The organism is Amycolatopsis sp. CA-128772 (assembly GCF_002904295.1).
Classification (GTDB): Bacteria; Actinomycetota; Actinomycetes; order Mycobacteriales; family Pseudonocardiaceae; genus Amycolatopsis.
Window position 1 is genome coordinate 118,771 of record NZ_PPHG01000029.1, and the last position, 22,011, is coordinate 140,781.

Consider the following 22,011-nt stretch of genomic DNA (forward strand, 5'->3'; position numbering starts at 1 on the left):
GGACCGCGTGACGACGGTGGAGATCGCGGCCGGTGCGCTGCGCGGGTCCGGGCGCGACGGAGTCCGGACGTTCCTGGGCGTGCCCTACGCCGAGCCGCCGGTGGGGGAGCTGCGGTTCCGTGCTCCCCGGCCCGCGAAGCCCTGGCCCGGTGAACGTGACGCGACGAAGTGGGCGCCCCGCGCGCCGCAGCCCGAGCTGACCGGGCGGGGCTTCACCGGTGACGAAGACTGCCTCTACCTCAACGTCTACGCACCCGCGGAACCCGGCTCGTACCCGGTGCTCGTGTGGATCCACGGCGGTGGTGGCGTGATGGGCGCGCCGCACCAGTTCGACGCCTCCGCGTACGCGCGGCGGGGTGTCGTCGTCGTGACCGTCGCCTACCGGCTCGGGGTGCTCGGGATGCTGCACCTGCCCGGGGTCGCCGACTCGAACCTCTCGCTGCGCGACCAGGTCGCCGCGCTCGGCTGGGTGCGGGACAACATCGGCGCGTTCGGCGGGGATCCGGGCCGTGTCACGCTCGCCGGGCAGTCCAACGGCGGCCGGACCGTCGGGACGCTGCTGGCCGTGCCCGCCACCCGCGGGCTCGTGCACCGGGCGATCGTGCAGAGCGGCACCGGGGTCGGCTCGGTCGTGCACACGCCGGCCGAAGGCGCGGCCGTCGCCGAAGCCGTCCTGCGGGAACTGGACGCCGGGCCCGGCGATCTTCCCGGCCTCCCGGTGACGCGGATTCTCGAAGCGCAGCAACGGGTTTCGGCGGTGTCGGGCACCAAGGTGACCTACCGCGTGGTCGTCGGCGACGAACTGCTTCCGCAGCGGCCGCTGGACGGCGTCCGCGAAATCCCCCTGCTCATCGGGACGACGGCCGACGAAGAGGACCTGTTCAGCTGGCTGCAGTCGAGGGGCGCGAAGCTGCTGGGCGTCGGCTCGACCATGCTGACCGCCGAAGAGGCCGAGCAGGCCGTCGCGGCCTACCGCGAGCTGCTCGGCTGGCCCGAAGACCAGGTCCGCAACCGCGCCCTGACCGCGGGGGACTGGTGGATCCCGGCCATCCGGTTCGCCGAACGGCAGCCGGCCGCGTGGATGTACCGCCTGGACTGGCGGATCGCCCCGCGGGGCAAGGGACTCGGTGCGCCGCACGGGCTCGACCTGCCGCTGGTGTTCGACGACATCCGCAACCGCAACTGGCGGTTCCTCTTCGCCGGCCGCGCGTTCCCGGCCGAACGGATGCAGGCGGTGGCGACGGAGATGTTCGACGCGTGGGTCCGGTTCATCGCGACCGGCGACCCGGGCTGGCCGCGCTACACCCGCGAAGACCGCGTCACGCGCCTCTTCGACGACGTCTCCACGACGGTCAGCGACCCGGACCGCGACCAGCGCCTGTTCTGGGAATAACCGATGCGAGAGCGGATCAAAAGCACCAACGTGCTGACCGAAGCTCAGCTCGACGAGGTGGAGACAGTGCTGACCCAGCTGGTCGAGGGGGCGAAGGCGGCGCTCGGGAGCGAGTTCGCCGGGGCCTGCCTGGTGGGGTCGTTCGCGCGTGGCGCCGGGGACGAAGCCAGTGACGTCGACTTCCTCGTCGTCACCGAGCACCCGCTCGGTGACGAGGCGGAGCAGGCGGTTCGCCGGCTTCACGCAGCCTTGCCGGAGCAGGAGTCCGCATGGGCGAAGCACCGCCGCGGAGACCCTCCTCGACGCGGTGGGACCCGGCCGGCTGAGGGCCGAGGCCGTCTCCGCCGTCCGCGCCATCGCCGCCGTGGCCGATGACGCGGCTCTCCTCTCCAGCGCGTGGGGCCAGCCGCACTGCGTCCTGGCCCTGTGCCGGTTCCTCTACACCGTCGCCACCGGTTCGGTGGCAACGAAGACGGCGGCCGGGGAATGGGCGATCCGCCACCTCAGCGCCCGCTGGACCGGGCTCATCCGCGCCGCGATCGCGAACCGCCCGGATCCGTGGCGGCGAGTTCACCTCCCCAGCGACCCGGCGACGGTGGCCCCCACCAGGGAGTTCCTGACCAGCGGACCGGCGTTCGCCGAGGAGCTGGCCCGCCGGTCCACCCTGCCGTGAATGGCACATCGAGGGATTCGGTGTGCCATTCACGGACTCGGGCTAGACGGTGATCTTGTCGACGTTCGGGCCGCCGTTGGCGGTCGTCGCGGTCGCCTTGATCTTGGAAGTGCCCGCGGGCAGGGTGACCGGGATCGTGACCGTCTGCCACGTATCCCAGTTGCCCGTGCCGCAGAAGGCCACCCCGGACGCCACCTTCGTGCCGTTGACCGAGATGTCCATCGGCCGGTTCGCCGTGGTGCCGTTGGCGAACCGCAGGACCACATCGGCCGGACCCGCCGCGGCCGCCTTCACGGTGAACTCCACCGCGCTGCCGGTCGCGTTGTCGTAGTTGACGAACCCGCTTCCGGTGTAGCCGGTGTGGTTCGACTCCGCGACGCCGCCGGCGATCGTCGCGTCCTCCGCCTGGTAGTCGGCGGGGGTGCCCGGGCCGGTGGAGCCGTCCGCGGGGATCGTCTTCGTCCCCGTGTTCCAGCCCGCGACCCGCACGGACGGCTTGGCGCCCTTGAGGTCCGCGGTCCGGTACGTCGCCGTCAGCGTCGTCGACTCGCCCGGCCAGAGGCTGACCTGGTTGTCGGTCCACCGCACCGGCAGCACCGGCGCGCCCGCCGCGCCGACCACGTGCGCGTCGACGAAGAACGCCGGCACCTTGCCGGACGAGTCGTTCTTCAGCGTCACCTTGGTCGTCGTGGTGCCGTCGGCGTTGGCCGTCGAGGTCGCCGAAGACCCGACCGTGACCGAAGCCAGCGAGTTGAGCCCGGACAGGTCCGCGTAGGCCGACTGCGGCGTGTAGTACCAGTCGCTCGCGCCCCAGTTCAGCGTGTCGGCCTTGGTGGACAGCCAGTACACGTTCCGGCTGACCTCCTTGCCCGCCGGATCGGTGAGCACCAGCTTCGCCAGGTACGTCGTCGACAGCCCGCTCACCGAACCGATGGTCAGCGCGGTCGTCTTGGCGCCGTCACCGCCCACCGAAACGGCCTTGGACTGGTCGTACTTCGCCGTGCCGTCCAGGTTGAACAGCTGCACGCGAGCGGTGAGGCCCGACGCCGCGTCGTGGTTGTGGTTCACGACCACGACGGACTTCGTGTCGTACGAGTACTGGATGTGCAGCGGCTCGTTCGCCTTCTTGGCCCCGAAGTACGAGCCGTTCTGGTCGAGGTAGGCGTCGAACAGCTGCCAGTGCAGCGACGTCCAGCCGCTGTTGAGCATCCAGTAGATGATCCCGGTGGCCGGGTTCGAGCTGTCGCTGAAGTTCCGCGAGTGCGACTCGAACTCGGCGCGGACGTTCTCGTACTGCGCCAGCTGCGCCTTCCGGACGAAGTCGTCCAGGCTCGCCGGCTTGCCGTAGCGCCCGGTCAGCGCGTCGCCGAAGAGCTTCAGGTCGGCGAACGTCGAGGACGACGACCGGTGGTACTGCGCGGTCGACGGGCTCTTCCACATCGTGTCGAGCTCGCTCGAGGACATCATCCGCTTGAGCGTGTCCATCGTCGGGATGTCCGGCCCCGCGCTGGTCTCGGAGTTGAAGCTCCACGCGCCACCGAGGTCGCTGTGCGCCTTGTCGTACCAGTAGTTCGGCGGGACGTAGTCGTACGGGCCGTTCATCTTCATCCCGGACGACCCCAGCTGCGGCGACGACTTCGCCGACGCGGCCGGCACCACCGGCGTCGGCCAGTCCGCGGCGTTCAGCGCGTCGAGGTAGTTCTTCTCGATCGTCGCGTCGGGGGCGAAGTCGCTGCCGATCAGGAACGAGATGACGCTCGGGTGGTCGCGCAGCCGCTCGGCCTCCGCGGTCATCGACGCCTTCGCGACCGGGTAGTCCGCGGCGGTCCAGGGGTCACCCTTCTCGTCCCCGTTGACCTGCCCTTCCCACTTGTCGCAACACTCCCAGCCGGGCAGGGTCAGCACGCCCATCCGGTCGGCGAGGTCGAAGAACTCGTCCGGCTCGATGTGCCCCTCCAGGCGCACGGTGTTGAGCCCGAGGTCCTTGACGTAGGCGAGCTTGTCCGCCGCGGCCTGGGCGTTCCAGCGCAGGAACAGGTCCGGCGAGTAGCCGCCGCCCTTGATCAGCAGCGGGCGCCCGTTGATCGTGTACGCCCGGCCGCCGCTCGAGTTCTTGTTCGCCGTCACCGTGCGCACGCCGAAGCTGGAGTGCGAGGTGTCCGACGCCGCCCCGCCGGCGCTCGCGGTCAGGTCGAGGTCGTAGAGCGGCTGCCCGCCCATCCCGGCGGGCCACCAGACCTGCGGGTTGTCGATCCCGACCACGCCGAAGGTGACGGTCTTCTTCTCCTTCGCCGCCAGGCTCACCGTCTGGCTGATCGCACGTCCGGCGACCGTGCCCGACACCGTCGTGGAGACGGCGGCCGCGCTGTCGTTGCGGACGTCGGCCTTCACCGTCAGGTCGGCGTGGCTCAGCCCCGTCAGCTTCGTGACGACGTGCCCGCCGCGCAGCGCCACCGGGCCGCTGCGCCGGACGAGGACGTCCCGCACGATGCCCATGTTCTGGTCCGGCGGGGTCTGGGCCCAGTCGATCCAGCCCATCGACAGGTCCTTGTTCGGGTCGTTCGGGTAGACCTTGAACGCGACGCTGTTCGTGCCCGCCTTCACCAGCGCGGTGATGTCCAGGTCGTGACGCGTGTAGGCGCCGGTGACCTGCGTCTTGTCGGCGACGCGCGTCCCGTTGACCCAGACGTCGGCCTTCGACAGCACACCGCTGAAGTCCAGGTACGTGCGCTGGGTGGTGTCGGCGACGGTGAGGTCGGTCCGGTACCACCACGGAACCTGGAAATCCGCGGTCGGCACGTTCTTCATGTTCGTCGAGTAGAACGGGTCGGCGTACTTGCCGTTGGCCAGCAGGCCGGCGTAGACGGTCGAGCGCGGCCCGACCGGGTACCAGCCCGACGTGTTGTAGCCGGGCTTCGAGACCGCGGAGTCGTCGCTGACCTGGGCGGACGTCTGGATCAGGAAGCCGGGGACCGCGGTGGCCGGTGCCGCGGCCGCGACGACGGCTCCCGCGGGTTCCTGCCCGGTGGCGGACGAGACGGTGGCTCCACTCACCGCGACGGCCAGCGAGGCCGCCACGAGTAGTGTCCGGGTTCTTCTCTGCCGATAGCTCACTAGCGCGCCTCCTAGGCATCCACGGCGGCGGGGGACAGCGGACCATCGTTAGGGAACTTTCCTAACAATTGCGGACGATCGTAGCGGGCCGGTCACCCCGGGAACAGGGCCGTTTCGTCAGACCCGGGCGGTCTGCCACGCCGCGGCGGCGCGCAGGGCCAGCAGGAGCGGCAGGGAACCGTCCTCCCAAAGCCGTGGCGGCAGTGTTTCGCTCAGCGGGACGCCGCCGGTCAGCGCGGCGCCGATCGCGGTGAGGTCGACGTCGAAGAGCGTCAGCCCGGCGCTGTAGAGCCGTTCGCCGCTGACCGGGCGGCGCCGCGTGACCTCGGCGCTGTCGACGGCCAGTTCGGTCAGCCCGAAGAACTCGGGCTTGGCGCCGCGTTCCATCCAGCGCGCGAACCCGACCACCTTCGTCGACCGGACGTCGGCGGGCTTGAGCCCGCTCTCCTCGCACAGCTCGCGTTCCATCCCGGCGCGGACCGCGGTGTGCAGCAGCCGGCGCGGACCGTCGGGCGTGCGCAGGTCGCGGGGCTCCAGCGAGCCGCTGCCCGACGGCGCGAGCAGCAGCCCGCTGACCGAGTTGAGCGACGACTGCCGGACGGTGACCAGCTTGCCGTCGGTGGTGAACGCGACCGTCGAGACGCCGACGAGGTCGGCCAGCGTGCTGCTGCTCAGCTCCCGCAGCGCGCCGGCGGTGTCGGTGAGCTCGGCCTTGCGCAGGTCGTACTCCTCGCCGGTGTCGACGCGCGTGATGCGCAGCGCGGCGAGTTCGTTCGAACAGACGGCGTCGAAGAACCGCGCCCGGTGCAGCCGGATCGGCGCGGGCCGCGCGCCGGCGGCGGGCAGCGGGTCGCCGCGCATGCCGACGATCGGGCCGTTGAACAGCAGCCGGCCGCGCGCCCGCAGCGGCAGCACGTGCGGCGCGGTGGCCTTGAGCGCGGGCGGCAGCCGGTAGGGCTCTTCGGCGACCTCGATCGTGTGCCGTTCGGTCCACAGGTCCCGGTCGATGTCCGCGCTGACCAGCGCGGTCCCGCGGGCGGGCACGGCGAGGTAGGCCGGCTCCGGGTAGGCCGCGGGCGGCGGCAGTTCGGCGGTCGGGAAGGGCGCGGCGATGGTGGTGAACTCGAACCCGGCCCACCGGCGGCGCAGCAGCCGGACGTCCCGAGCGAAGGTGGCGACGCCGAGGCCGAGCGCGACGGCGGAGAGCACCACGCCGACGGCGCTCGGCAGGATGGTGACAACGCCGAGCACAACCCCCAGCCCGGAGGCGGCGAGCGGCCACTCCCGGGCGCCGATGAAGCCGAGGTAGTCCGCCTTCGCCCGGGCGCGGCGCGTCAGTTTTCCCATCGCCGCACTGTTTAGCACGACGGCGGCGGGGTTCAGGCCCGGGCGTCGAGATAGACCCAGTGGCCGTCGTCACGCCGGAAGCGGCTGTTCTCTTCGAGGAAGCCGTCCCGGCCCCGGTGGCGGTAGTGCGCCCGGAACTCGACGGTGCCCTCGGTGTGCAGCAGGCCCCCACCGGTGCGGCCGAGGATCTCCAGCCGCGTCCACTCCTGCCCGGGATCGAGCTCGAGCCGGCGGGGCCGCGTGCCGGGGTGCCAGGTCCGGAGGAGGTAGCCGGTGTCCCGCACGGCGAAGGCGCTGAACCGCGAGCGCATCAGCAGTTCGGCGGTGGGAGCACTGAGCCCGCCGTCGTGGAACCGGCCGCAACAGGCGGCGTAGGACTCGGCGAGGCCGCACGGGCAGGCAGCGGGGGGCACCGGGGAATTGTGCCACGGGCCCGGGCCGGCGGCATTCATCCCCGCCATTTGCGGTAAAGGCGGCCGTCCGCGCCGATGGCGAAAGCGTCGATTCGCCCCGGGCCCGGTGTTTCCGCACGGTTTCCCCGCACGCCGATCCGCGGGAGAACAACAGTAGACCGCGTTCGGTGAACGAGGCGGAATCATGGGCCGGGCAAGCCGAACAACCGGCCGGCTCAGCGATATCGCTTGGCGGAAAAGGGTTCCGGCGCCGAAGATCGGTGGATCAACCGGTGTTGACCGGTTTCCCCGTCTCCCGCGCCTCCTGCGCACCCCGTACCGCGAGCCGGTCGGCTCGCTCGTTTTCCGGGTGGCCCGCGTGGCCCTTCACCCAGAGCCACTCGACCTCGTGCTCGCCGACCGCTGCGTCCAGGCGCTGCCACAGGTCCGCGTTCTTCACCGGTGCGCGCGCCGCCGTCTGCCAGCCGTTGCTCTTCCAGCGGGGGAGCCACTGCGTGATTCCGTTGCGGACGTACGTGCTGTCCGTGTACACGCGCACCTGCGACGGCCGGGTCAAGCTCTCCAGGGCGCGGATCGGCGCCGTCAGCTCCATGCGGTTGTTCGTCGTCGGGGTTGCTTCGCCGCCGTACAGCTCGCGCTCGTGGCGGCCGTAGCGCAGGACCGCGCCCCAGCCGCCCGGTCCGGGGTTGCCGCTGCACGCGCCGTCGGTGTAGATCTCCACGTCCACGCGGTGACCCTACCGGTCGTCACCCTCGCGGAACGCCGCCACGCCGGGTTACGGTGAACCTCCGGAGGGGAGTCATGAGCGGGCACGACGACACGGCGGAGGGGGCGCTCCTGGCGTACCTCGCCGACGCCGATCGCGAGTACCTGCTCGCCCGCGGCACCCGGCGCCGGTTCCGCGCGAACGACGTCGTGCTCATGGAGGGTGACCCGTCCGACCACGTCCACGTGCTGGTCGCCGGCTGGGTGCGCGTCTCCACGATCGTCGAGGACGGCCGCGAGGTGCTCTTCGGGCTGCGCGGCCCCGGCGAGGTGCTCGGCGACCTCGCCGCGGTCACCGGGCGGCCGCGGTCGGCGTCGGTGCGCGCGATCGAACCCTGCACCGTCTTCCAGCTGACCGGCGCGGAGTTCGTCGACGTCCTGCACGCGCGGCCGTCGATCGCCATCGCGACCATCAAAACCGTCGCGGCCCGGCTCCGCAACGCCGAATCCGCCCGGGTCGACTCGGCCGCCTTCGACGTCAGCCGCCGGGTCGCGGTGGTGCTGGTCCGGCTGGCCGAGGAACGCGGCCGGACCGTGCCCGAGGGCGTGGTGATCGACGCGCTGTCGCAGGAGGACGTCGCCGCGCAGATCGGCGCGGCCCGGCGTACCGTCGCCCGGGCGCTGCGCGTGCTGCGGGAGCGGGGCATCGTCGAGACGGGCCGGCGCCGGTTCCTCATCCGCGAGCCCCGCGTCCTGCGGGCCTTCGCCCGTTCTGCGCCAAACGGCACACAAGACCGGTGACATCGGGCATCTGAGGAAACCCGCCGCCCGGCGATCCTGGAACCGGCCGGAAAGAAATGCCAGCCGGCCGGTTTTCCTTTTTCGAGCGAGGCCGGGGAGAACCGGGTGGTGCGCGTCCACGGCCCGGATTCCGTCCCTGCGGAAACTGCTTCCCGCCTCGGCCGGGACGCGATGAGGAGGTGTGTCTGATGGAGAGCCACTCGATCTGGGCCTTGATCTTCGGGGTCCGCTGACCCGCGGTGCAGCCCGGCCGGCCGGCTCGTGGGGGGCCGGTCGGCCGGGCATCGGCGGAATTTCCGCCTGTTACCGTGAGCACTCTTTTCTGCGCCGGAAACGAGGGGGTGGGAGCGATGGACGAGCACACTTTGCCGTTCGTGCGGGAGCTGAACGAACTGCGCCGCGGCCGCGGGCTCGACGCGGCCGACCTGCACCAGCGGATCGGTCCCTGCCTGCGGGCGGCGTGCGCGATCACCGAAGCCGACCAGCCCGCCGCCGCGCGCCACAAGCTCGTGCTGCGGCTCACCGAGCTGTGCGGACGCCTGCCGGCGGACCTGCGGCTGGCCGCGCTGGCGGCCCTCGGCCTGCACGAGGAGGCCGCCGGCGAGTTCCTCGACCGGCGGATTTCGTGGCTCGCCACCGTCCTCGACCGCGACCCGCGCACCGCCCGCCGCCGGATCGACCTGGCGTTCCGCCGGCTCGACGAACTGCTCGGCGCGCCCGCACCGCGCGGCGACCGGCACCCGCTGGCCGGCTGGTACGTCGAGTCGATGAAGGCGATCGTCCGGCTCGACCGCGACCCGCCAGACCTGCGGGAGGAACGCCGGATCGTCGCCGAGACCGACGAGCTGGACGAGCTGATCCTGCCCTTCAGCGTGCCGGCGGAGCCGGGCAGCGACGCGGTGCCGGGCATCACCGCGGACGCGCTGTTCGGCGGCGAAGTCGTCGAGACGCGCCCGGTCTCGGCGAGCCACGCGCAGTTCGTCCTGCGGCTGCCGAGCCCGTTGCGGCTGGGCCAGCGGCACGAGTACGGCATCCGGTTCACCCCGCGCCGCGCGGAACTGCGGCCGTACTACGTCATGACGCCGCTGCGCCGCTGCGAGGAGCTGTCGGTGCGGGTGCGGTTCGACCGCGCGGCACCGCCCTCGCGGGTGTGGCGGCTCAACGGCGTGCCGGGCCGGGTGGTCGACGACGGCGTCGACTCGGGCGACGCGCTGGCCGTCAACCGGGTCGGCGAGGTCGGTCTCGAGTTTCACGACCTGCACCAGGGCCTGAGCTACGGCCTGCAGTGGTCCTTCGGGGACTGAGGCCGCCGTCCGGATGCTGGGACGCGGAATAGCGGCGCGGGCGCCGGGTTGGCACCGTCGTAGCCGACGGAAAAGGGGCCCGCGATGAGCACGTTCACGCAGGAGTGGCAGGACTGGAAGGCCCGGCGCGAGGCGGACCTGGCCGAACCGCACGGCTGGCTGGCGCTGGTTTCGCTCGACTGGCTGACCGACGCCCCGCGGGAGTACCCCGGCATCCCCGGCCGCTGGTGGCAGGACGCGGACGCGGCGTACGTCGACCCGGCCGGCGCGTCGCTGGTGCACGAGGGCGAGCCGATCACCGGTGTCCGGCGGTTCGAGCTGGTCAACAGCGGCGCGGGCACCCGGGTGCTGGCCGGTGACGTCGAGATCGAGGTGGCCCGCCGCTCGGGGTACCTGATCCGCGTCCACGACCCGAAGGCCGAGGTGCTGCGCGAGTTCCACGGGGTCCCGGCGTACGAGCCGGCGCCGTCCTGGGTGCTGTCCGAGCGGTTCGAGCCGTTCGAGGCACCGCGCCCGACCACGGTCGGTGCCGTGGTCGAGGGCCTCAGCCACGTCTACACCGCGCCGGGCGTCGTCCGTTTCACCCGGGACGGGCAGGCGCACGCGCTGACGGCGTTCAACGGCAAGGACGGCGGGCTCAGCATCCTGTTCACCGACGAGACGAGCGGCGTGACGACGTACGCGGCCAACCGCTCGCTGCCGGTCGGCGCGCCGGCCGCGGACGGCTCGGTGACGCTGGACTTCACCCGCGCGCAGAACCTGCCGTGCGCGTTCACCGACTTCGCGACGTGCCCGCTGCCGCCGGCCGGCAACCACCTGCCCTTCGCGGTCGAGGCGGGGGAGAAGACTCCGTACGAGCGCGGGTGACTCCCCCGCCTGCCGCTCGGTGTGCTCTCAGTGGGCGACGTCGATGACGACGCGGTTGGGCGCGGTGAGCGTGAAGACGTTCACCGCGGTCCGCGACCGCACGCCGAGGCCGATCGAGAGGTGCGCCTCGAAGTCCCCGGTGACGGCGACGGCCATGACGTTGGCCAGGTTCCGCGTCCGGAACTTCTGCGGCCCGGTGTAGGTGGGTGTGCCGTTGGCGTCGTGCGCGGCGGCGGGTGTCGCGGTGACGTTGACGAAGTACGCACCGGTGAGCCAGACGACCTCGCCGCTCGGGTCGGCGGTGAGCTCGTCGGGGAGCTGGTAGCCGACGGCCGGCGCGGGCCCGGCGCCGAGGTCGAGCACGACCCGGTCGAAACCGGCGTTCACGCCGGTCCGGATGTTCGTCATGGCGGGGATGACGGGCGCGGCGGCCTGCGCGGGCGCCGCGGCGGCGAGGATCCCGCCCCCGCCGAGCAGCATGATGACGGCGGCGAGCGCGCGCCGCGGGGTTCTGGACATGTGGGCCTCCTGGCGGAGAGAACCGATGGAAGTCCCAGCGCTGGGTTTGCAGTGGACGCCCGGTTCGTCCGGTAAGTTGCCCCGCGGCGGTGTTCGACGCCCCAAGCGTTACCCGGCTGCTCCGAACGTGTCCTCGACGACACCCCACCAGAGGAAGTCGCGGGCGCGCGTCGCCGCGACGAGGCGTTGCCGGTCACGCAGTTCCGACGCCTCCTCCGCGGCGGCGCCGGGCTCGCCCGGATCGCCCGGATCGCCCGGCTTGCCGGTGAACTCGACGACCAGGACGGCCCGGAAGTCGAGTCCCTTCGCCCGGTGCACGGTGCCGGCCTTGAGGTGGTCGTCGGGTGCCCCGGAGTAGTCGTCGAGGGAGAGGACGGGGATCCCGGCCTCGCGCAGGATCCGGCGGCAGCGCACGAGGTCCTGGCGCTGGAACACGATCAGCGCGGTCTGCCCGAGCGTGTCGCGGAGTCCGGCGATCCGCCGCGTCAGCTCGGCCGGCAGGTCGCGTTCGGAGCCGCGCCAGGACGCCGTCGTGCCGCCGGCGTTGCCCGCTTCCACGTTCCGCAGCGTGACCCCGGCCGCGCCGTCGAGGTCGTCGACCTCGTTGCGCGCGTCGAACCGCTGGGCGAAGGCCAGTACTTCGGCGCGGTTGCGGTAGTTGACCCGCAGCACCTCGCCGCGGCCCTGGACCGGGATGCCGGCGTCGGACAGCCGCCAGCCGCCCGGGTAGACCTGCTGCTGGCCGTCGCCGACCAGGAGGAGCTGGTTCGGGCCGGTGCCGCCCAGCTCCTTGATCAGCCGGAGCCCGGTCAGGGTGATGTCCTGGACCTCGTCGACGACCACCGCGGCGTAGCGGGTCTCGAGCGGCTGCCGCCGAAGCTCGGCCAGGGCGAGGTCGATGACGTCGTTGTGGTCGTGCAGCCCGCGCTCGGCGAGCATCTCCTGGTACGTCTCGTAGAACTGCCAGACCGCAGCCTTCTGTTCGTGCCCCAGCCGGACTTCGCGCCCGCGCCGCACCGACGGCCGGCGGTATTGCTCGAGCGTGGTGAACCCGCGTCCCTTGATGACGCGGTCGAGTTCGGTCCGCCAGTACTCGTCGTGCCGCTCGATCGGCTCGAGCACGGCGCGGTGCCGCGTCCAGGCGCGGCCGAAGGCGGTCCGCACCCCGCGCGGGTCGACCTCGACCGGCCGGCCCCGCCCGGCCAGGAACCGGCGCACCCAGGCGTGGAGGTGGACGAACTCCGCCCGGTCGCCGAATTCCGGGGCCAGCCGGCGGAAGGCGGCCTCGTGGACGGGCGGGAGGGTGCGCACGAAGGTGGTGAACAGCAGCGGCCCGCCGGTCCGCCGGGCGACGTGCCGCAGCCGGTGCAGCGCGACGACGGTCTTCCCGGTCCCGGCCGGCCCGCTGATCCGGGCGGGCCCGCGGTAGTCGCGGCTGACGACCGCCCGCTGGTGCGGGTGCAGGAAGGTCAGCCACGAGTCGAAGGGCCGCAGCTGGGCGGCGGCGACCTCGGCGTCGACGAGGCTGCCGGCGTCCAGGAACCCGTCGCCGGCCTCCCGCGGCCCGGGCGCCTGGACGCGCAGGGGGACGTAATCCCGGAAGAGCTTCCCGGCCTGTTCGCCGATCGCTTCGACCTGACGGCGGTCGAGGTGCGGTGCGGTGGGTTTGACCAGCTTCGCCAGCTCGGTCTCCGCGAGCACCCGGAACGGCCCGGCATCCGGGACGGCCCGCCGCGGACCGGGGGTGACGAGCACGAAGTGGACGGCGCTGCCGGTGAGCACCCGCCCACGGCCGTCCCGGATACCGGCGCAGCTTTCCTCGGCGTGCCGCACGAGCTCGTGAAGCCCGGGCGGCTGCGGCGGCTCGGGGGCGATGGTGACGGCGAAGAGTCCTTCGGGCCCGACGAGGAAGGCGTCCGCTCGCTCGGCGAGGGGAGCGGCGCGCACGAAGAGGCGCCAGTGGCCCGCGGTCTCGACGAGCAGGGCGGTGAGAACCCGGCGCCGATCGGCGCCGAGGTCCGGGATGTTCTCCTTCAACAGCGCCGAAGCCTGCTGCTGGAGCACCCGCCTGGCGTGCCGGCTGAGCGCCACCGCCCCTCCCCGTCCTGACGTGGTTACCCTCCGACAGTACCCAACCTGCCGCGAACCGCCGTCCGGCTGCCGCGCACGATTCGGAGGGACCGTTGCCGAAGGTGCCTGACGCTCGCCGGCCGGGCCGTGCGGCGGTCAACGCGCTGCGGACGCTCCTGGAGAGGCACAACCCGGAACAGAAGTTGGACGACGAATCGGTTGTGAACTTCGTCGCCGAGGATCTGATCTTCTGGCAGCGACCAGGTGAGGGATTCGCCACCCTGCTCCACAGCGACCTCGGCTGGCCTGCTTCGCAGCGGCCGAGTGGGCTCGTGAACCCGTCGCCGGTGATCCGCCGCTTCGCACCAACGTCGACGCGCGTGACAGCTACGTGGCCAGACGAGTCGAACACCATCTTCGGGTCGAGCCATCGCCGCGGAGCTGGACTCTGATGCCAGACGGTTGCCGAAGCGCTTTCGCAACCGTGGCGCGAGATCGACGAGCAGCTCCGGATCGTCTGGCGATGCCCGCGGCCGGCCGGGGAATACGGTTTCGACGCGCGGATCGGGTGCCCGAGCCTGCGGGAGGCACCGTCCCGCGAGCGCCTTGCGGCTCACAAGCTCAGACCGGGTGACTTCCCTGGAGGAACGGGCCGTCCGTGACATCGGACGGCCCGTCCGGGAAGATCACCAGCCGCGTTCGCGCCACTCCGGCAGCTTCGAACGCTCCGCGCCCAGCGTCGAATCATCCCCGTGGCCCGGGTAGAACCACGTCTCGTCCGGCAGCTCGCCGAAGATCCGCGACTCCACGTCGTCCAGCAGGGATGTGAAGTCCGCCGGCGACCCCGTCTTCCCCACGCCGCCCGGGAACAGGGAATCGCCGGTGAACAGGTGTGGGTGGCCCGCCGGGTCCTGGTACAGCAGGGCGATCGAGCCCGGGGTGTGGCCGCGCAGGTGGATCACCGACAGCGTGACTTCGCCCACCGAAAGCGTGTCGCCGTGCTCCACCAGGAAGTCCGGGGGTACCGGCAGGGGCGCCGCGTCCAGGGGGTGGGCCGCCGTGTTCGCGCCGTTCGCGCCCGCCACCGCGCCCAGGGCCTGCCAGTGGTCCTGGTGCTGGTGGGTCGTCACGACCGTGCGCAGCGCCGGCCGGTCCGGGCCGTGGCCGATCAGGTCGGAGATGCGCTCCGGGTCGTTCGCCGCGTCGATCAGCAGGGCCTCGTTCGACGCGCGGCACACCAGGAGGTACGCGTTGTTGTCCATCGGGCCGACGGACAGCTTGGTGATGGTCAGCGCGTCCAGGGTGCGGCGGGTGGCGTCGCCGCCCGGGTCGACGTGCCCGGTGTAGGTCTCCACGATGTTCACCGTGCACACGGTAGTCGTTTCGCTCCAAGCGGTTCCACCCGCACAAGAGCCCGCACGCCGCGGCACGTAGGCTCAGCGGGACCCCCGCCAGCCCCGACCTCAGGACGACCGTGCCCACCTCCCCGACGCCGCGCCGGATCAGCTGGGACCTCCTCCGGGTCGTCGCCGTTCTCGCGGTCATCCTCGGGCACGTCACCCACCAGGGCGCGCTGCTGCACCCGGAACTCACGGGGTACCCCGTCCGGGTGACCGCCCAGTTCGGGGCCGCGATCCTGCTGGTGATCTCCGCCTTCTTCGTGTGCGCCGGCCTGCGCAAGGGCCATCCCGGCCGGTGGCTGTGGAACCGCGTCGCGCGGCTCGTACCCGCCTACTTCGCCGCCGTCGTGGTGACCTACGTCATCACGCGGTGGGCCGCCATCTCCTTCAGCGGCCTGCCGTACCCGCCGGGCGTCACCGGGTTCCTCTTCGGCGTGCCGCCGGGCCCGCCGGCGGATCCGTCGCCGTGGTACATCCCGACCTGGCTGGACCTCGTCACCAACCTCGGCATGGTGCAGGAGTGGGGCATCCGCTGGGACGCCTTCTACTACCTCGACGGCTCGTACTGGACGCTGCCGGTGCAGCTGCTCGCCTTCACCGGCGCCGCCCTGCTGTGGCCGCGGTCGTGGCGCACCCACCGGCTGACCGTCGCGCTGCTCTGGGGCCTGATCCTGGTCCCGCTCGCGCTGCGCTTCCTCGTCTTCCCGCCCGGCACGGCGAGCCCGGTCGTCGAGACCTTCTACTACGGACTGGGCCTGCACCGGCTGCACGTCTTCGCGATCGGCATCGCCGTCTGGCTGTGGTCGCAGCGGCGGCTCAAGACCTGGCACGCCGCGCTCTTCGCCGTGGCCGCCGTCGCCGCGCAGGACCTGCAGGTCTTCCCGTTCCACGTCGCCCTGCCGCAGGACGCGCAGCGCTGGCCGTCCACCATCGGGTTCGCCGTGCTGCTCCTGCTGGTCTGCGTGGCCGCCCGGGGCCCCGACTGGCGGTTCCCGGGACTGGCCCGGATCGCCCCGGCCGTCACCTGGCTCGCGGGCATCTCGTATGGTCTTTACCTGGTGCACCAGGAACTGGGCTACATCCTGGCCCGCGCCCTGCTCGACCTCGGCCTCCCCGGCTGGCTGCGGCTCCCCGCGGTCATCGGCGCCGCCGTGCTGGCCGGCTGGGCGGTCACCGCGGGGGTCGAACGCCCGGCCCACCGGTGGCTCACCAGACGGCGGAAGCCCGAAGAACCGCAGGTCAAGGACGCGGAACCCGTTTTTGTCGGTGGTGGCTCGTAGCATGGATCGCGGCCACCCGTGCAGCCGTTTCCGGCACAACCGACCGGGTCGGCGACCGCAGCTGAAGAAGACATTGAGAGGACCCTGGCGTGGCTGATCGCCTCGTTGTTCGCGGTGCCCGCGAGCACAACCTCCGCGGCGTGGATCTCGACCTGCCCCGCGACAGCCTGATCGTGTTCACCGGCCTGTCCGGGTCGGGGAAGTCGAGCCTCGCCTTCGACACCATCTTCGCCGAAGGGCAGCGCCGCTACGTCGAGTCGCTCTCGGCGTACGCCCGGCAGTTCCTCGGGCAGATGGACAAGCCGGACGTCGACTTCATCGAGGGCCTCTCGCCCGCGGTGTCGATCGACCAGAAGTCGACCTCGCGCAACCCGCGCTCCACCGTGGGCACGATCACCGAGGTGTACGACTACCTGCGGCTGCTCTACGCCCGCGCCGGCAAGGCGCACTGCCCCAAGTGCGGCGAGGCGATCAGCAAGCAGACCCCGCAGCAGATCGTCGACCAGGTGCTCGCCATGGAGGAGGGCACCCGGTTCCAGGTGCTCGCGCCGGTGGTGCGCGGGCGCAAGGGCGAGTACGTCGACCTGTTCGAGAACCTGCAGCAGCAGGGCTACGCGCGTGTGGTCGTCGACGGCACCATGCACGCGCTCACCGACCCGCCGAAGCTGAAGAAGCAGGAAAAGCACCAGATCGGCGTGGTCATCGACCGGCTGACCGTGAAGGCGGCCTCGCGGCAGCGGCTCACCGACTCGGTCGAGACGGCGCTGCGGCTGGCCGACGGGCTGATCGAGCTCGAGTTCGTCGACCTGCCGGAGAACGACGCGCACCGGATCCGCGGCTTCTCCGAGAACCTGGCCTGCCCGAACGGCCACCCGCTGGCCATCGAGGACCTCGAGCCCCGCTCGTTCTCCTTCAACTCGCCCTACGGCGCCTGCCCGGAGTGCACCGGCATCGGCATCCGCAAGGAGGTCGACCCGGAACTGGTGGTCCCGGACGACGAGCTGTCGCTGGCCGAGGGCGCGATCGCGCCGTGGTCGGGCGGGCAGAGCGCGGACTACTTCATCCGGCTGCTCGAGTCGCTGTCGGAGACCATCGGCTTCCGGATGGACACGCCGTGGCGGCGGCTGCCCGCGCGCGCCCAGAAGGCGGTGCTGCACGGCGTCGACGAGCAGGTGCACGTCCGCTACAAGAACCGCTACGGCCGCCAGCGCTCGTACTACGCGGCCTTCGAGGGCGTCATCCCGTTCCTCGAGCGGCGCCAGGAGCAGACCGAGTCCGAGTACATGCGCGAGCGGTACGAGGGCTACATGCGCGAGGTGCCGTGCCCGGCCTGCCAGGGCACCCGGCTCAAGCCGGAGATCCTCGCCGTGACGCTGCAGCACAAGACCCGCGGTGACATGTCCATCGCCGAGGTCTGCGGGCTGTCCATCGCGGAGGCGTCGCAGTTCCTCGACGAGCTGGAGCTGGGGCAGCGCGAGGCGATGATCGCCGGCGCGGTGCTCAAGGAGATCCAGGCCCGGCTGCGCTTCCTGCTCGACGTCGGCCTGACGTACCTGTCGCTCGACCGCGCGTCCGCCACTCTTTCGGGTGGTGAAGCGCAGCGCATCCGGCTCGCGACGCAGATCGGTTCGGGCCTGGTCGGCGTGCTGTACGTGCTGGACGAGCCGTCGATCGGCCTGCACCAGCGCGACAACCACCGGCTGATCGAGACGCTGACCCGGCTGCGGAACCTGGGCAACACGCTGATCGTCGTCGAGCACGACGAGGACACCATCCGCTCCAGCGACTGGGTGGTCGACATCGGCCCGGGCGCGGGCGAGCACGGCGGCCACATCGTCCACAGTGGACCGTACAAGAAGCTGCTCAAGAGCAAGGAGTCGCTGACCGGGCAGTACCTGTCCGGCCGGCGCCGGATCGAGGTGCCGGCCATCCGCCGCCCGATCGACAAGAAGCGGCAGCTGACCGTCGTGGGCGCGCGCGAGCACAACCTGCGCGGGCTGGACGTCTCCTTCCCGCTCGGCTGCCTGGTCTCGGTGACCGGCGTCTCCGGCTCGGGCAAGTCCACGCTGGTCAACGACATCCTCGCGACGGTGCTGGCGAACAAGCTCAACGGCGCCCGCCAGGTGCCGGGCCGCCACACCCGGGTCAACGGCCTGAACAACGTCGACAAGCTGGTGCGCGTCGACCAGTCGCCGATCGGGCGGACCCCGCGGTCCAACCCGGCCACCTACACGGGTGTCTGGGACCACGTCCGCAAGCTGTTCGCCGCGACCACCGAGGCGAAGGTCCGCGGCTACCAGCAGGGCCGGTTCTCGTTCAACGTCAAGGGCGGCCGCTGCGAGGCGTGCGCCGGCGACGGCACGATCAAGATCGAGATGAACTTCCTGCCGGACGTCTACGTCCCGTGCGAGGTCTGCAAGGGCGCCCGGTACAACCGGGAGACCCTCGAGGTGCACTACAAGGGCAAGACCGTCTCGGACGTGCTCGACATGCCCATCGAGGAGGCCGCGCAGTTCTTCGAGCCGATCAAGGCCATCCACCGCCACCTGCAGACGCTGGTGGACGTCGGCCTCGGCTACGTCCGGCTCGGCCAGCCCGCGCCGACGCTGTCCGGCGGTGAGGCCCAGCGCGTCAAGCTGGCCAGCGAGCTGCAGAAGCGCTCGACCGGCAAGACGGTGTACATCCTCGACGAGCCGACCACCGGCCTGCACTTCGAGGACATCAACAAGCTGATCGGCGTCATCAACGGCCTGGTCGACAAGGGCAACTCGGTGATCGTGATCGAGCACAACCTCGACGTGATCAAGACCTCCGACTGGATCATCGACATGGGCCCCGAGGGCGGCTCGGGCGGCGGTCAGATCGTCGCCGAGGGCACGCCGGAGTACGTCGCCGAGGTCGAGGGCAGCTACACCGGCGAGTTCCTGCGGACGGTGCTCACGGCCGAGTAGCGGCTACCGCTCCTTCCCGGTGGTCTGGTGGACCACCGGGGAGAGCGGGCCGTAATAGAGCGTCCGGAGCCGGAAGGCCGAGCCCTCTTCGCCGGGCAGGAGCGACAGCGCGCACGTCGTCACGTCCGGCTCGGTGACTTCCACCGGGTCGAAGTCCGGCGCGCCCGGGCGCCGGATCTCCAGCAGGAAGCCGGCTTCGTCCGGCGTGCGGTCGGCCCACGTGACCGTCACCGTGCCGCCCACGACCGCCGTGCGCAGGTCCGTCGAGACCGGACCGGTGAACGGCTGTTCCCGGTAGTAGAACGGCGTCTCGGGGATCAGGTCCGGGTGGTGGTAGCTCGTCGTGTGCGCGGGCAGGAACCGCAGCGTCGTCCACGGCCCGGCCGGGTCGTTCGCGTACTCGACGCGGTGGCCCGCGCCGTCGTCCGGCCAGCTCAGCACGACGTCCGTGGGCGAGGTCAGGGTCGCCGTGAACGACGGCGCGGCCGTCGAGCAGCCCGCGGCCAGCAGGGCCACGGCGACGAGGGGTTTCACGGGCACGGCGGCCTCCCGGAACGGGCGGGGGCGGCGGTGCGGACGTGACCAGCTTAGGAACCCCGCCCGCACGGCGACAAGATCGTGCCGATCACCGGGACACACCAATCCGCTCGTGAACCGGCACCGAATCGCGCGAAACCCGGCTGAACCGTTTGCGGCGACCGTCCGTGTTCCCAGGTGTCGAGGTCCGCCGGACGGCGGTGCCGCCCTCACCGAGGAGAGAACGTCATGAACCGTATCCGGCCGGTGGTCGCCAGCGCGGTGGCGCTCGTCGCCGTCGCCTCGTTGTCCGCCTGCGGTGACATGGCCGACGGCGCGCAAGGGCCGCAACACGGCGAGCCGGGGCACAAGATGCTCCAGGTCTCCACGATCAACGGCGTGGGCGCCCTGGTCACCGACGCGGACGGCAAGACGCTCTACCGGTTCGACAAGGACATCGCGCAGCCGCCGACGTCCAACTGCGACGGCGACTGCACGAAGTCCTGGCTGCCGATGGTGGCCGGGGTGGCCACCCCGATGCTCAAGGGCATCCAGGACACCCAGGTCGGCACCGCGACCCGCAAGGACGGCAGCAAGCAGATCACGCTCAACGGCTGGCCGCTGTACGAGTACGCGGGCGACAAGGTGGCGGGCGACATGAACGGCCAGGGCGCCAACGGCACGTGGTTCGCCGTCGCCCCGGACGGCAGCAAGATCACCGCGGGCGGCAAGGCCGGCGGCGCCGGGTCCTGACAGACGACGGTTTTCCGGGCAGCACGAGGAAGGACGGGCAGCCGATGAACGCCATGGTCGCGCTGCGCTCGGCGCACGCACCGCCGGTGGCACTGAGGGTTGCACTACTGTCCTCGACGACTCAGAACACCGTCGGGAGGACGAGGGTGGCCATAGGAGGCAGGCGGCCTAAGAAGGCCAAAGGCGAAGACCTGATTCGGCAGCTGTACGCCGAACACGGGCGAAGCCTGCTGGCCTACGCGACGAGGCTGACCGGGGATCGCGCGGCAGCCGAGGACGTGGTCCAGGAGACGCTCGTCCGGGCGTGGAAACACGCGGACGACTTGCAGAACGACGGCAAGGGCTCGGTGCGCGGCTGGTTGCTGACCGTCGCGCGCAACCTGGTCACCGACCGGGCCCGGGCCCGGGCGGCGCGGCCACAGGAGGTGGCCGAACCGGCCGAAGGCGTGCCGACCCCGGCCGTCGAGCGCGACCACGCCCAAGGGGTGGTCGATTCGATGACCGTGCTCGGGGCGATGGACGGGCTGTCCAACGAGCATCGAGAGGTCCTGGTGGAGATCTACTACCGGGGACGGACGGTGGCCGAAGCGGCGAGAACACTGGGCGTCGCACCCGGTACCGTGAAATCAAGGTCGTACTACGCACTACGAGCACTCAGAGCAGCGATGATTTCGAGCGGAACGGAGGTGGCGCGATGAACTCGGTCGACGAGAGTCACACGCAGCTCGGCGCGTACGCCCTCGGCGCGCTCGACCCCGCGGAAGCGGCCGACTTCGAGCGGCGGCACCTGCAGACCTGCGCGCAGTGCCGGTTCGACCTGAACGAGCTCGTGGCCCTGCGCGACTCGCTCGACGAGGTGCCGCCCGAGGCGTTCCTCGACGGGCCGCCCGAAGGCGGGGACCTGCTGCTGCAGAAGACCCTGCGCCGGGTGCGCGACGAGGAGGAGACGGTGGCGCCGGCCCGCTCGGGCGGACGCCGGGGCCTGGCCCTGGTCGCGGCGGCGGTGCTCGTGGTGGCCGCGCTCGGCGGCGGCATCCTGGTCGGGCGCCAGACGGGCTCGGACAGCGGTTCCCTCGCGGTGCCCGCGCCGGCGACCGACGTCCCCGGCACGAAGAGCGTCGAAGGGCGAGATCCGACGACCGGCGTGCAGCTGGCGGCTTCGGTGAGCCCGTTCCAGGGCTGGGTCCGGGTCAACGTCGCCGTGAAGGGCGTCAAGGCCGGGGAACAGTGCCTGCTGCAGGTCGTCACGAAGGAAGGCCAGGCGGTCACGGCGGGCAGCTGGAAGGTGTCCGAGAAGTGGGAGAGTTCGGGCTTTTCGCTCGACGGGTCGGCGCTGGTCGCCCCGGACGACGTGAAGTCGGTCGACATCGTCACGGTGGACGGCCGGAAGCTGGTCTCGGCCCAGGTGTGACTTGACGGGCGCGCTCTACCGGTTCCGCAGCACGTGGCTGCTGCCGACCAGCGCGCCCGGGCGGGTGTTCGACGTGGTCACCGACCTCGCCGGCTACCCGCGGTGGTGGTCGGACGTCCGCGCGGTGCGCCGCGTGGACGACGACACCGCCGAGCTGGTTTGCCGGTCCCGGCTGCCGTTCCGGATCACCGTCCGGATGCACCGGGACCACCAGGACGAGCGCACGGGCCTGATGCGGGTCAGGCTCAGCGGCGACCTCGACGGGGTACTGGCCGGTGCGGTCCGCGCGGCGGGCGCGGGCACACTGCTGGAGATCACCCAGGACGTCCAGGCCCGCAAGGAGTTGCTGCGGCGCTTCGACACGGTGGCCCGGCCGCTCTTCCGCGCGAACCACGCGCTGATGATGCGGCGGGGCCACCGTGGGCTTTCCGCCTACCTGGCTTGAGGCCGGGCCCCGAACGCCCCAATGTGGCGTTGGTTGCGCTGGACGCACC

Annotated in this window: 21 protein-coding genes; 13 read left to right on the forward strand and 8 right to left on the reverse strand. The window is 71.7% G+C overall.

From position 1 onward, the window contains the following. Positions 1–7 precede the first annotated feature (7 nt). Genes C2L59_RS14525 through C2L59_RS47500 form a run of 3 tightly spaced genes read left to right on the forward strand, consistent with a single transcriptional unit; the run spans position 8 to position 2,066 of the window. Positions 8–1,393, forward strand: coding sequence for a carboxylesterase/lipase family protein (locus C2L59_RS14525; protein ID WP_103350030.1), 1,386 nt, complete (start codon positions 8–10; stop codon positions 1,391–1,393). Positions 1,394–1,396: 3 nt separating this feature from the next. Next, positions 1,397–1,768, forward strand: a complete 372-nt coding sequence (locus C2L59_RS14530) for a nucleotidyltransferase domain-containing protein (protein ID WP_103350074.1) — start codon at positions 1,397–1,399, stop codon at positions 1,766–1,768. After that, positions 1,758–2,066, forward strand: coding sequence for an aminoglycoside adenylyltransferase domain-containing protein (locus C2L59_RS47500; protein ID WP_158263088.1), 309 nt, complete (start codon positions 1,758–1,760; stop codon positions 2,064–2,066). Before C2L59_RS14530 ends, C2L59_RS47500 begins: the two co-directional genes overlap by 11 nt. A gap of 42 nt (positions 2,067–2,108) precedes the next feature. On the opposite strand, the gene C2L59_RS14540 is transcribed toward C2L59_RS47500, so the two are convergent. The 4 genes from C2L59_RS14540 to rnhA all read right to left on the reverse strand — a co-directional run bounded on the left by C2L59_RS14540 (position 2,109) and on the right by rnhA (position 7,667). Further along, positions 2,109–5,180, reverse strand: coding sequence for a carbohydrate-binding protein (locus tag C2L59_RS14540; protein ID WP_199199072.1), 3,072 nt, complete (start codon positions 5,178–5,180; stop codon positions 2,109–2,111). Positions 5,181–5,297: 117 nt separating this feature from the next. After that, the gene (locus C2L59_RS14545) at positions 5,298–6,527 is read right to left on the reverse strand and encodes a hypothetical protein (protein ID WP_103350032.1); all 1,230 of its coding nucleotides are present in this window, start codon (positions 6,525–6,527) and stop codon (positions 5,298–5,300) included. A 32-nt stretch (positions 6,528–6,559) separates the two neighbouring features. Next, positions 6,560–6,940 (reverse strand): YchJ family protein, encoded by a 381-nt coding sequence (locus tag C2L59_RS14550; RefSeq protein WP_103350033.1) that lies wholly within the window; start codon positions 6,938–6,940, stop codon positions 6,560–6,562. A gap of 265 nt (positions 6,941–7,205) precedes the next feature. After that, the gene (gene rnhA, locus C2L59_RS14555) at positions 7,206–7,667 is read right to left on the reverse strand and encodes a ribonuclease HI (protein ID WP_103350034.1); all 462 of its coding nucleotides are present in this window, start codon (positions 7,665–7,667) and stop codon (positions 7,206–7,208) included. A 74-nt stretch (positions 7,668–7,741) separates the two neighbouring features. Here rnhA and C2L59_RS14560 point away from each other — a divergent pair, with 74 nt between their 5' ends. The 3 genes from C2L59_RS14560 to C2L59_RS14570 all read left to right on the forward strand — a co-directional run bounded on the left by C2L59_RS14560 (position 7,742) and on the right by C2L59_RS14570 (position 10,617). Next, positions 7,742–8,446 carry a Crp/Fnr family transcriptional regulator gene (locus C2L59_RS14560; RefSeq protein ID WP_103350035.1) on the forward strand — a complete coding sequence of 235 codons (705 nt, stop codon included), beginning with the start codon at positions 7,742–7,744 and terminating at the stop codon, positions 8,444–8,446. Positions 8,447–8,796: 350 nt separating this feature from the next. Beyond that, positions 8,797–9,750 (forward strand): hypothetical protein, encoded by a 954-nt coding sequence (locus tag C2L59_RS14565; RefSeq protein ID WP_233223497.1) that lies wholly within the window; start codon positions 8,797–8,799, stop codon positions 9,748–9,750. An 84-nt stretch (positions 9,751–9,834) separates the two neighbouring features. Next, positions 9,835–10,617 (forward strand): DUF1684 domain-containing protein, encoded by a 783-nt coding sequence (locus tag C2L59_RS14570; RefSeq protein ID WP_103350036.1) that lies wholly within the window; start codon positions 9,835–9,837, stop codon positions 10,615–10,617. 27 nt (positions 10,618–10,644) lie between these two features. On the opposite strand, the gene C2L59_RS14575 is transcribed toward C2L59_RS14570, so the two are convergent. Further along, positions 10,645–11,136, reverse strand: coding sequence for a hypothetical protein (locus C2L59_RS14575; RefSeq protein WP_103350037.1), 492 nt, complete (start codon positions 11,134–11,136; stop codon positions 10,645–10,647). Between the two features lie 108 nt (positions 11,137–11,244). Beyond that, complete coding sequence (locus C2L59_RS14580) at positions 11,245–13,227, reverse strand: UvrD-helicase domain-containing protein (RefSeq protein ID WP_103350038.1); 1,983 nt, start codon at positions 13,225–13,227, stop codon at positions 11,245–11,247. Between the two features lie 101 nt (positions 13,228–13,328). Between C2L59_RS14580 and C2L59_RS47105 the strand changes: the two genes are divergently transcribed. After that, on the forward strand, positions 13,329–13,658 hold the full coding sequence (locus C2L59_RS47105; RefSeq protein ID WP_146060389.1) for a hypothetical protein: 330 nt from the start codon (positions 13,329–13,331) through the stop codon (positions 13,656–13,658). A 234-nt stretch (positions 13,659–13,892) separates the two neighbouring features. Here C2L59_RS47105 and C2L59_RS14585 read toward each other — a convergent pair whose 3' ends face one another. Beyond that, positions 13,893–14,570 carry an MBL fold metallo-hydrolase gene (locus tag C2L59_RS14585; protein WP_103350077.1) on the reverse strand — a complete coding sequence of 226 codons (678 nt, stop codon included), beginning with the start codon at positions 14,568–14,570 and terminating at the stop codon, positions 13,893–13,895. Between the two features lie 110 nt (positions 14,571–14,680). Between C2L59_RS14585 and C2L59_RS14590 the strand changes: the two genes are divergently transcribed. Together C2L59_RS14590 and uvrA are read left to right on the forward strand one after the other, a co-directional pair. Next, positions 14,681–15,886, forward strand: coding sequence for an acyltransferase (locus C2L59_RS14590; protein WP_103350039.1), 1,206 nt, complete (start codon positions 14,681–14,683; stop codon positions 15,884–15,886). A gap of 89 nt (positions 15,887–15,975) precedes the next feature. Continuing rightward, positions 15,976–18,837, forward strand: coding sequence for an excinuclease ABC subunit UvrA (gene uvrA / locus C2L59_RS14595; protein ID WP_103350040.1), 2,862 nt, complete (start codon positions 15,976–15,978; stop codon positions 18,835–18,837). Positions 18,838–18,840: 3 nt separating this feature from the next. On the opposite strand, the gene C2L59_RS14600 is transcribed toward uvrA, so the two are convergent. Further along, entirely contained in the window at positions 18,841–19,377 is a 537-nt protein-coding gene (locus tag C2L59_RS14600; RefSeq protein ID WP_103350041.1) for a fibronectin type III domain-containing protein, read from the reverse strand. A gap of 225 nt (positions 19,378–19,602) precedes the next feature. Between C2L59_RS14600 and C2L59_RS14605 the strand changes: the two genes are divergently transcribed. The 4 genes from C2L59_RS14605 to C2L59_RS14620 all read left to right on the forward strand — a co-directional run bounded on the left by C2L59_RS14605 (position 19,603) and on the right by C2L59_RS14620 (position 21,962). Continuing rightward, positions 19,603–20,106, forward strand: coding sequence for a hypothetical protein (locus C2L59_RS14605; protein ID WP_103350042.1), 504 nt, complete (start codon positions 19,603–19,605; stop codon positions 20,104–20,106). Positions 20,107–20,252: 146 nt separating this feature from the next. After that, positions 20,253–20,804 (forward strand): sigma-70 family RNA polymerase sigma factor, encoded by a 552-nt coding sequence (locus tag C2L59_RS14610; protein WP_026469270.1) that lies wholly within the window; start codon positions 20,253–20,255, stop codon positions 20,802–20,804. After that, positions 20,801–21,517 (forward strand): anti-sigma factor, encoded by a 717-nt coding sequence (locus C2L59_RS14615; RefSeq protein WP_103350044.1) that lies wholly within the window; start codon positions 20,801–20,803, stop codon positions 21,515–21,517. The genes C2L59_RS14610 and C2L59_RS14615 overlap by 4 nt, the downstream gene beginning before the upstream one ends. Position 21,518: 1 nt before the next feature. Next, entirely contained in the window at positions 21,519–21,962 is a 444-nt protein-coding gene (locus C2L59_RS14620; RefSeq protein WP_103350045.1) for an SRPBCC family protein, read from the forward strand. The last annotated feature ends 49 nt before the right edge of the window (positions 21,963–22,011 follow it).

What these genes read in the sequence shown, in the direction of transcription:
- C2L59_RS14530 (WP_103350074.1), top strand. Translation starts at nt 1,397, where the DNA reads ATGCGAGAGCGGATCAAAAGCACCAACGTGCTGACCGAAGCTCAGCTC.
- C2L59_RS14545 (WP_103350032.1), bottom strand. Translation starts at nt 6,527, where the DNA reads ATGGGAAAACTGACGCGCCGCGCCCGGGCGAAGGCGGACTACCTCGGC.
- C2L59_RS14615 (WP_103350044.1), top strand. Translation starts at nt 20,801, where the DNA reads ATGAACTCGGTCGACGAGAGTCACACGCAGCTCGGCGCGTACGCCCTC.
- C2L59_RS14570 (WP_103350036.1), top strand. Translation starts at nt 9,835, where the DNA reads ATGAGCACGTTCACGCAGGAGTGGCAGGACTGGAAGGCCCGGCGCGAG.
- C2L59_RS14605 (WP_103350042.1), top strand. Translation starts at nt 19,603, where the DNA reads ATGAACCGTATCCGGCCGGTGGTCGCCAGCGCGGTGGCGCTCGTCGCC.
- C2L59_RS14560 (WP_103350035.1), top strand. Translation starts at nt 7,742, where the DNA reads ATGAGCGGGCACGACGACACGGCGGAGGGGGCGCTCCTGGCGTACCTC.
- C2L59_RS14575 (WP_103350037.1), bottom strand. Translation starts at nt 11,136, where the DNA reads ATGTCCAGAACCCCGCGGCGCGCGCTCGCCGCCGTCATCATGCTGCTC.
- C2L59_RS14565 (WP_233223497.1), top strand. Translation starts at nt 8,797, where the DNA reads ATGGACGAGCACACTTTGCCGTTCGTGCGGGAGCTGAACGAACTGCGC.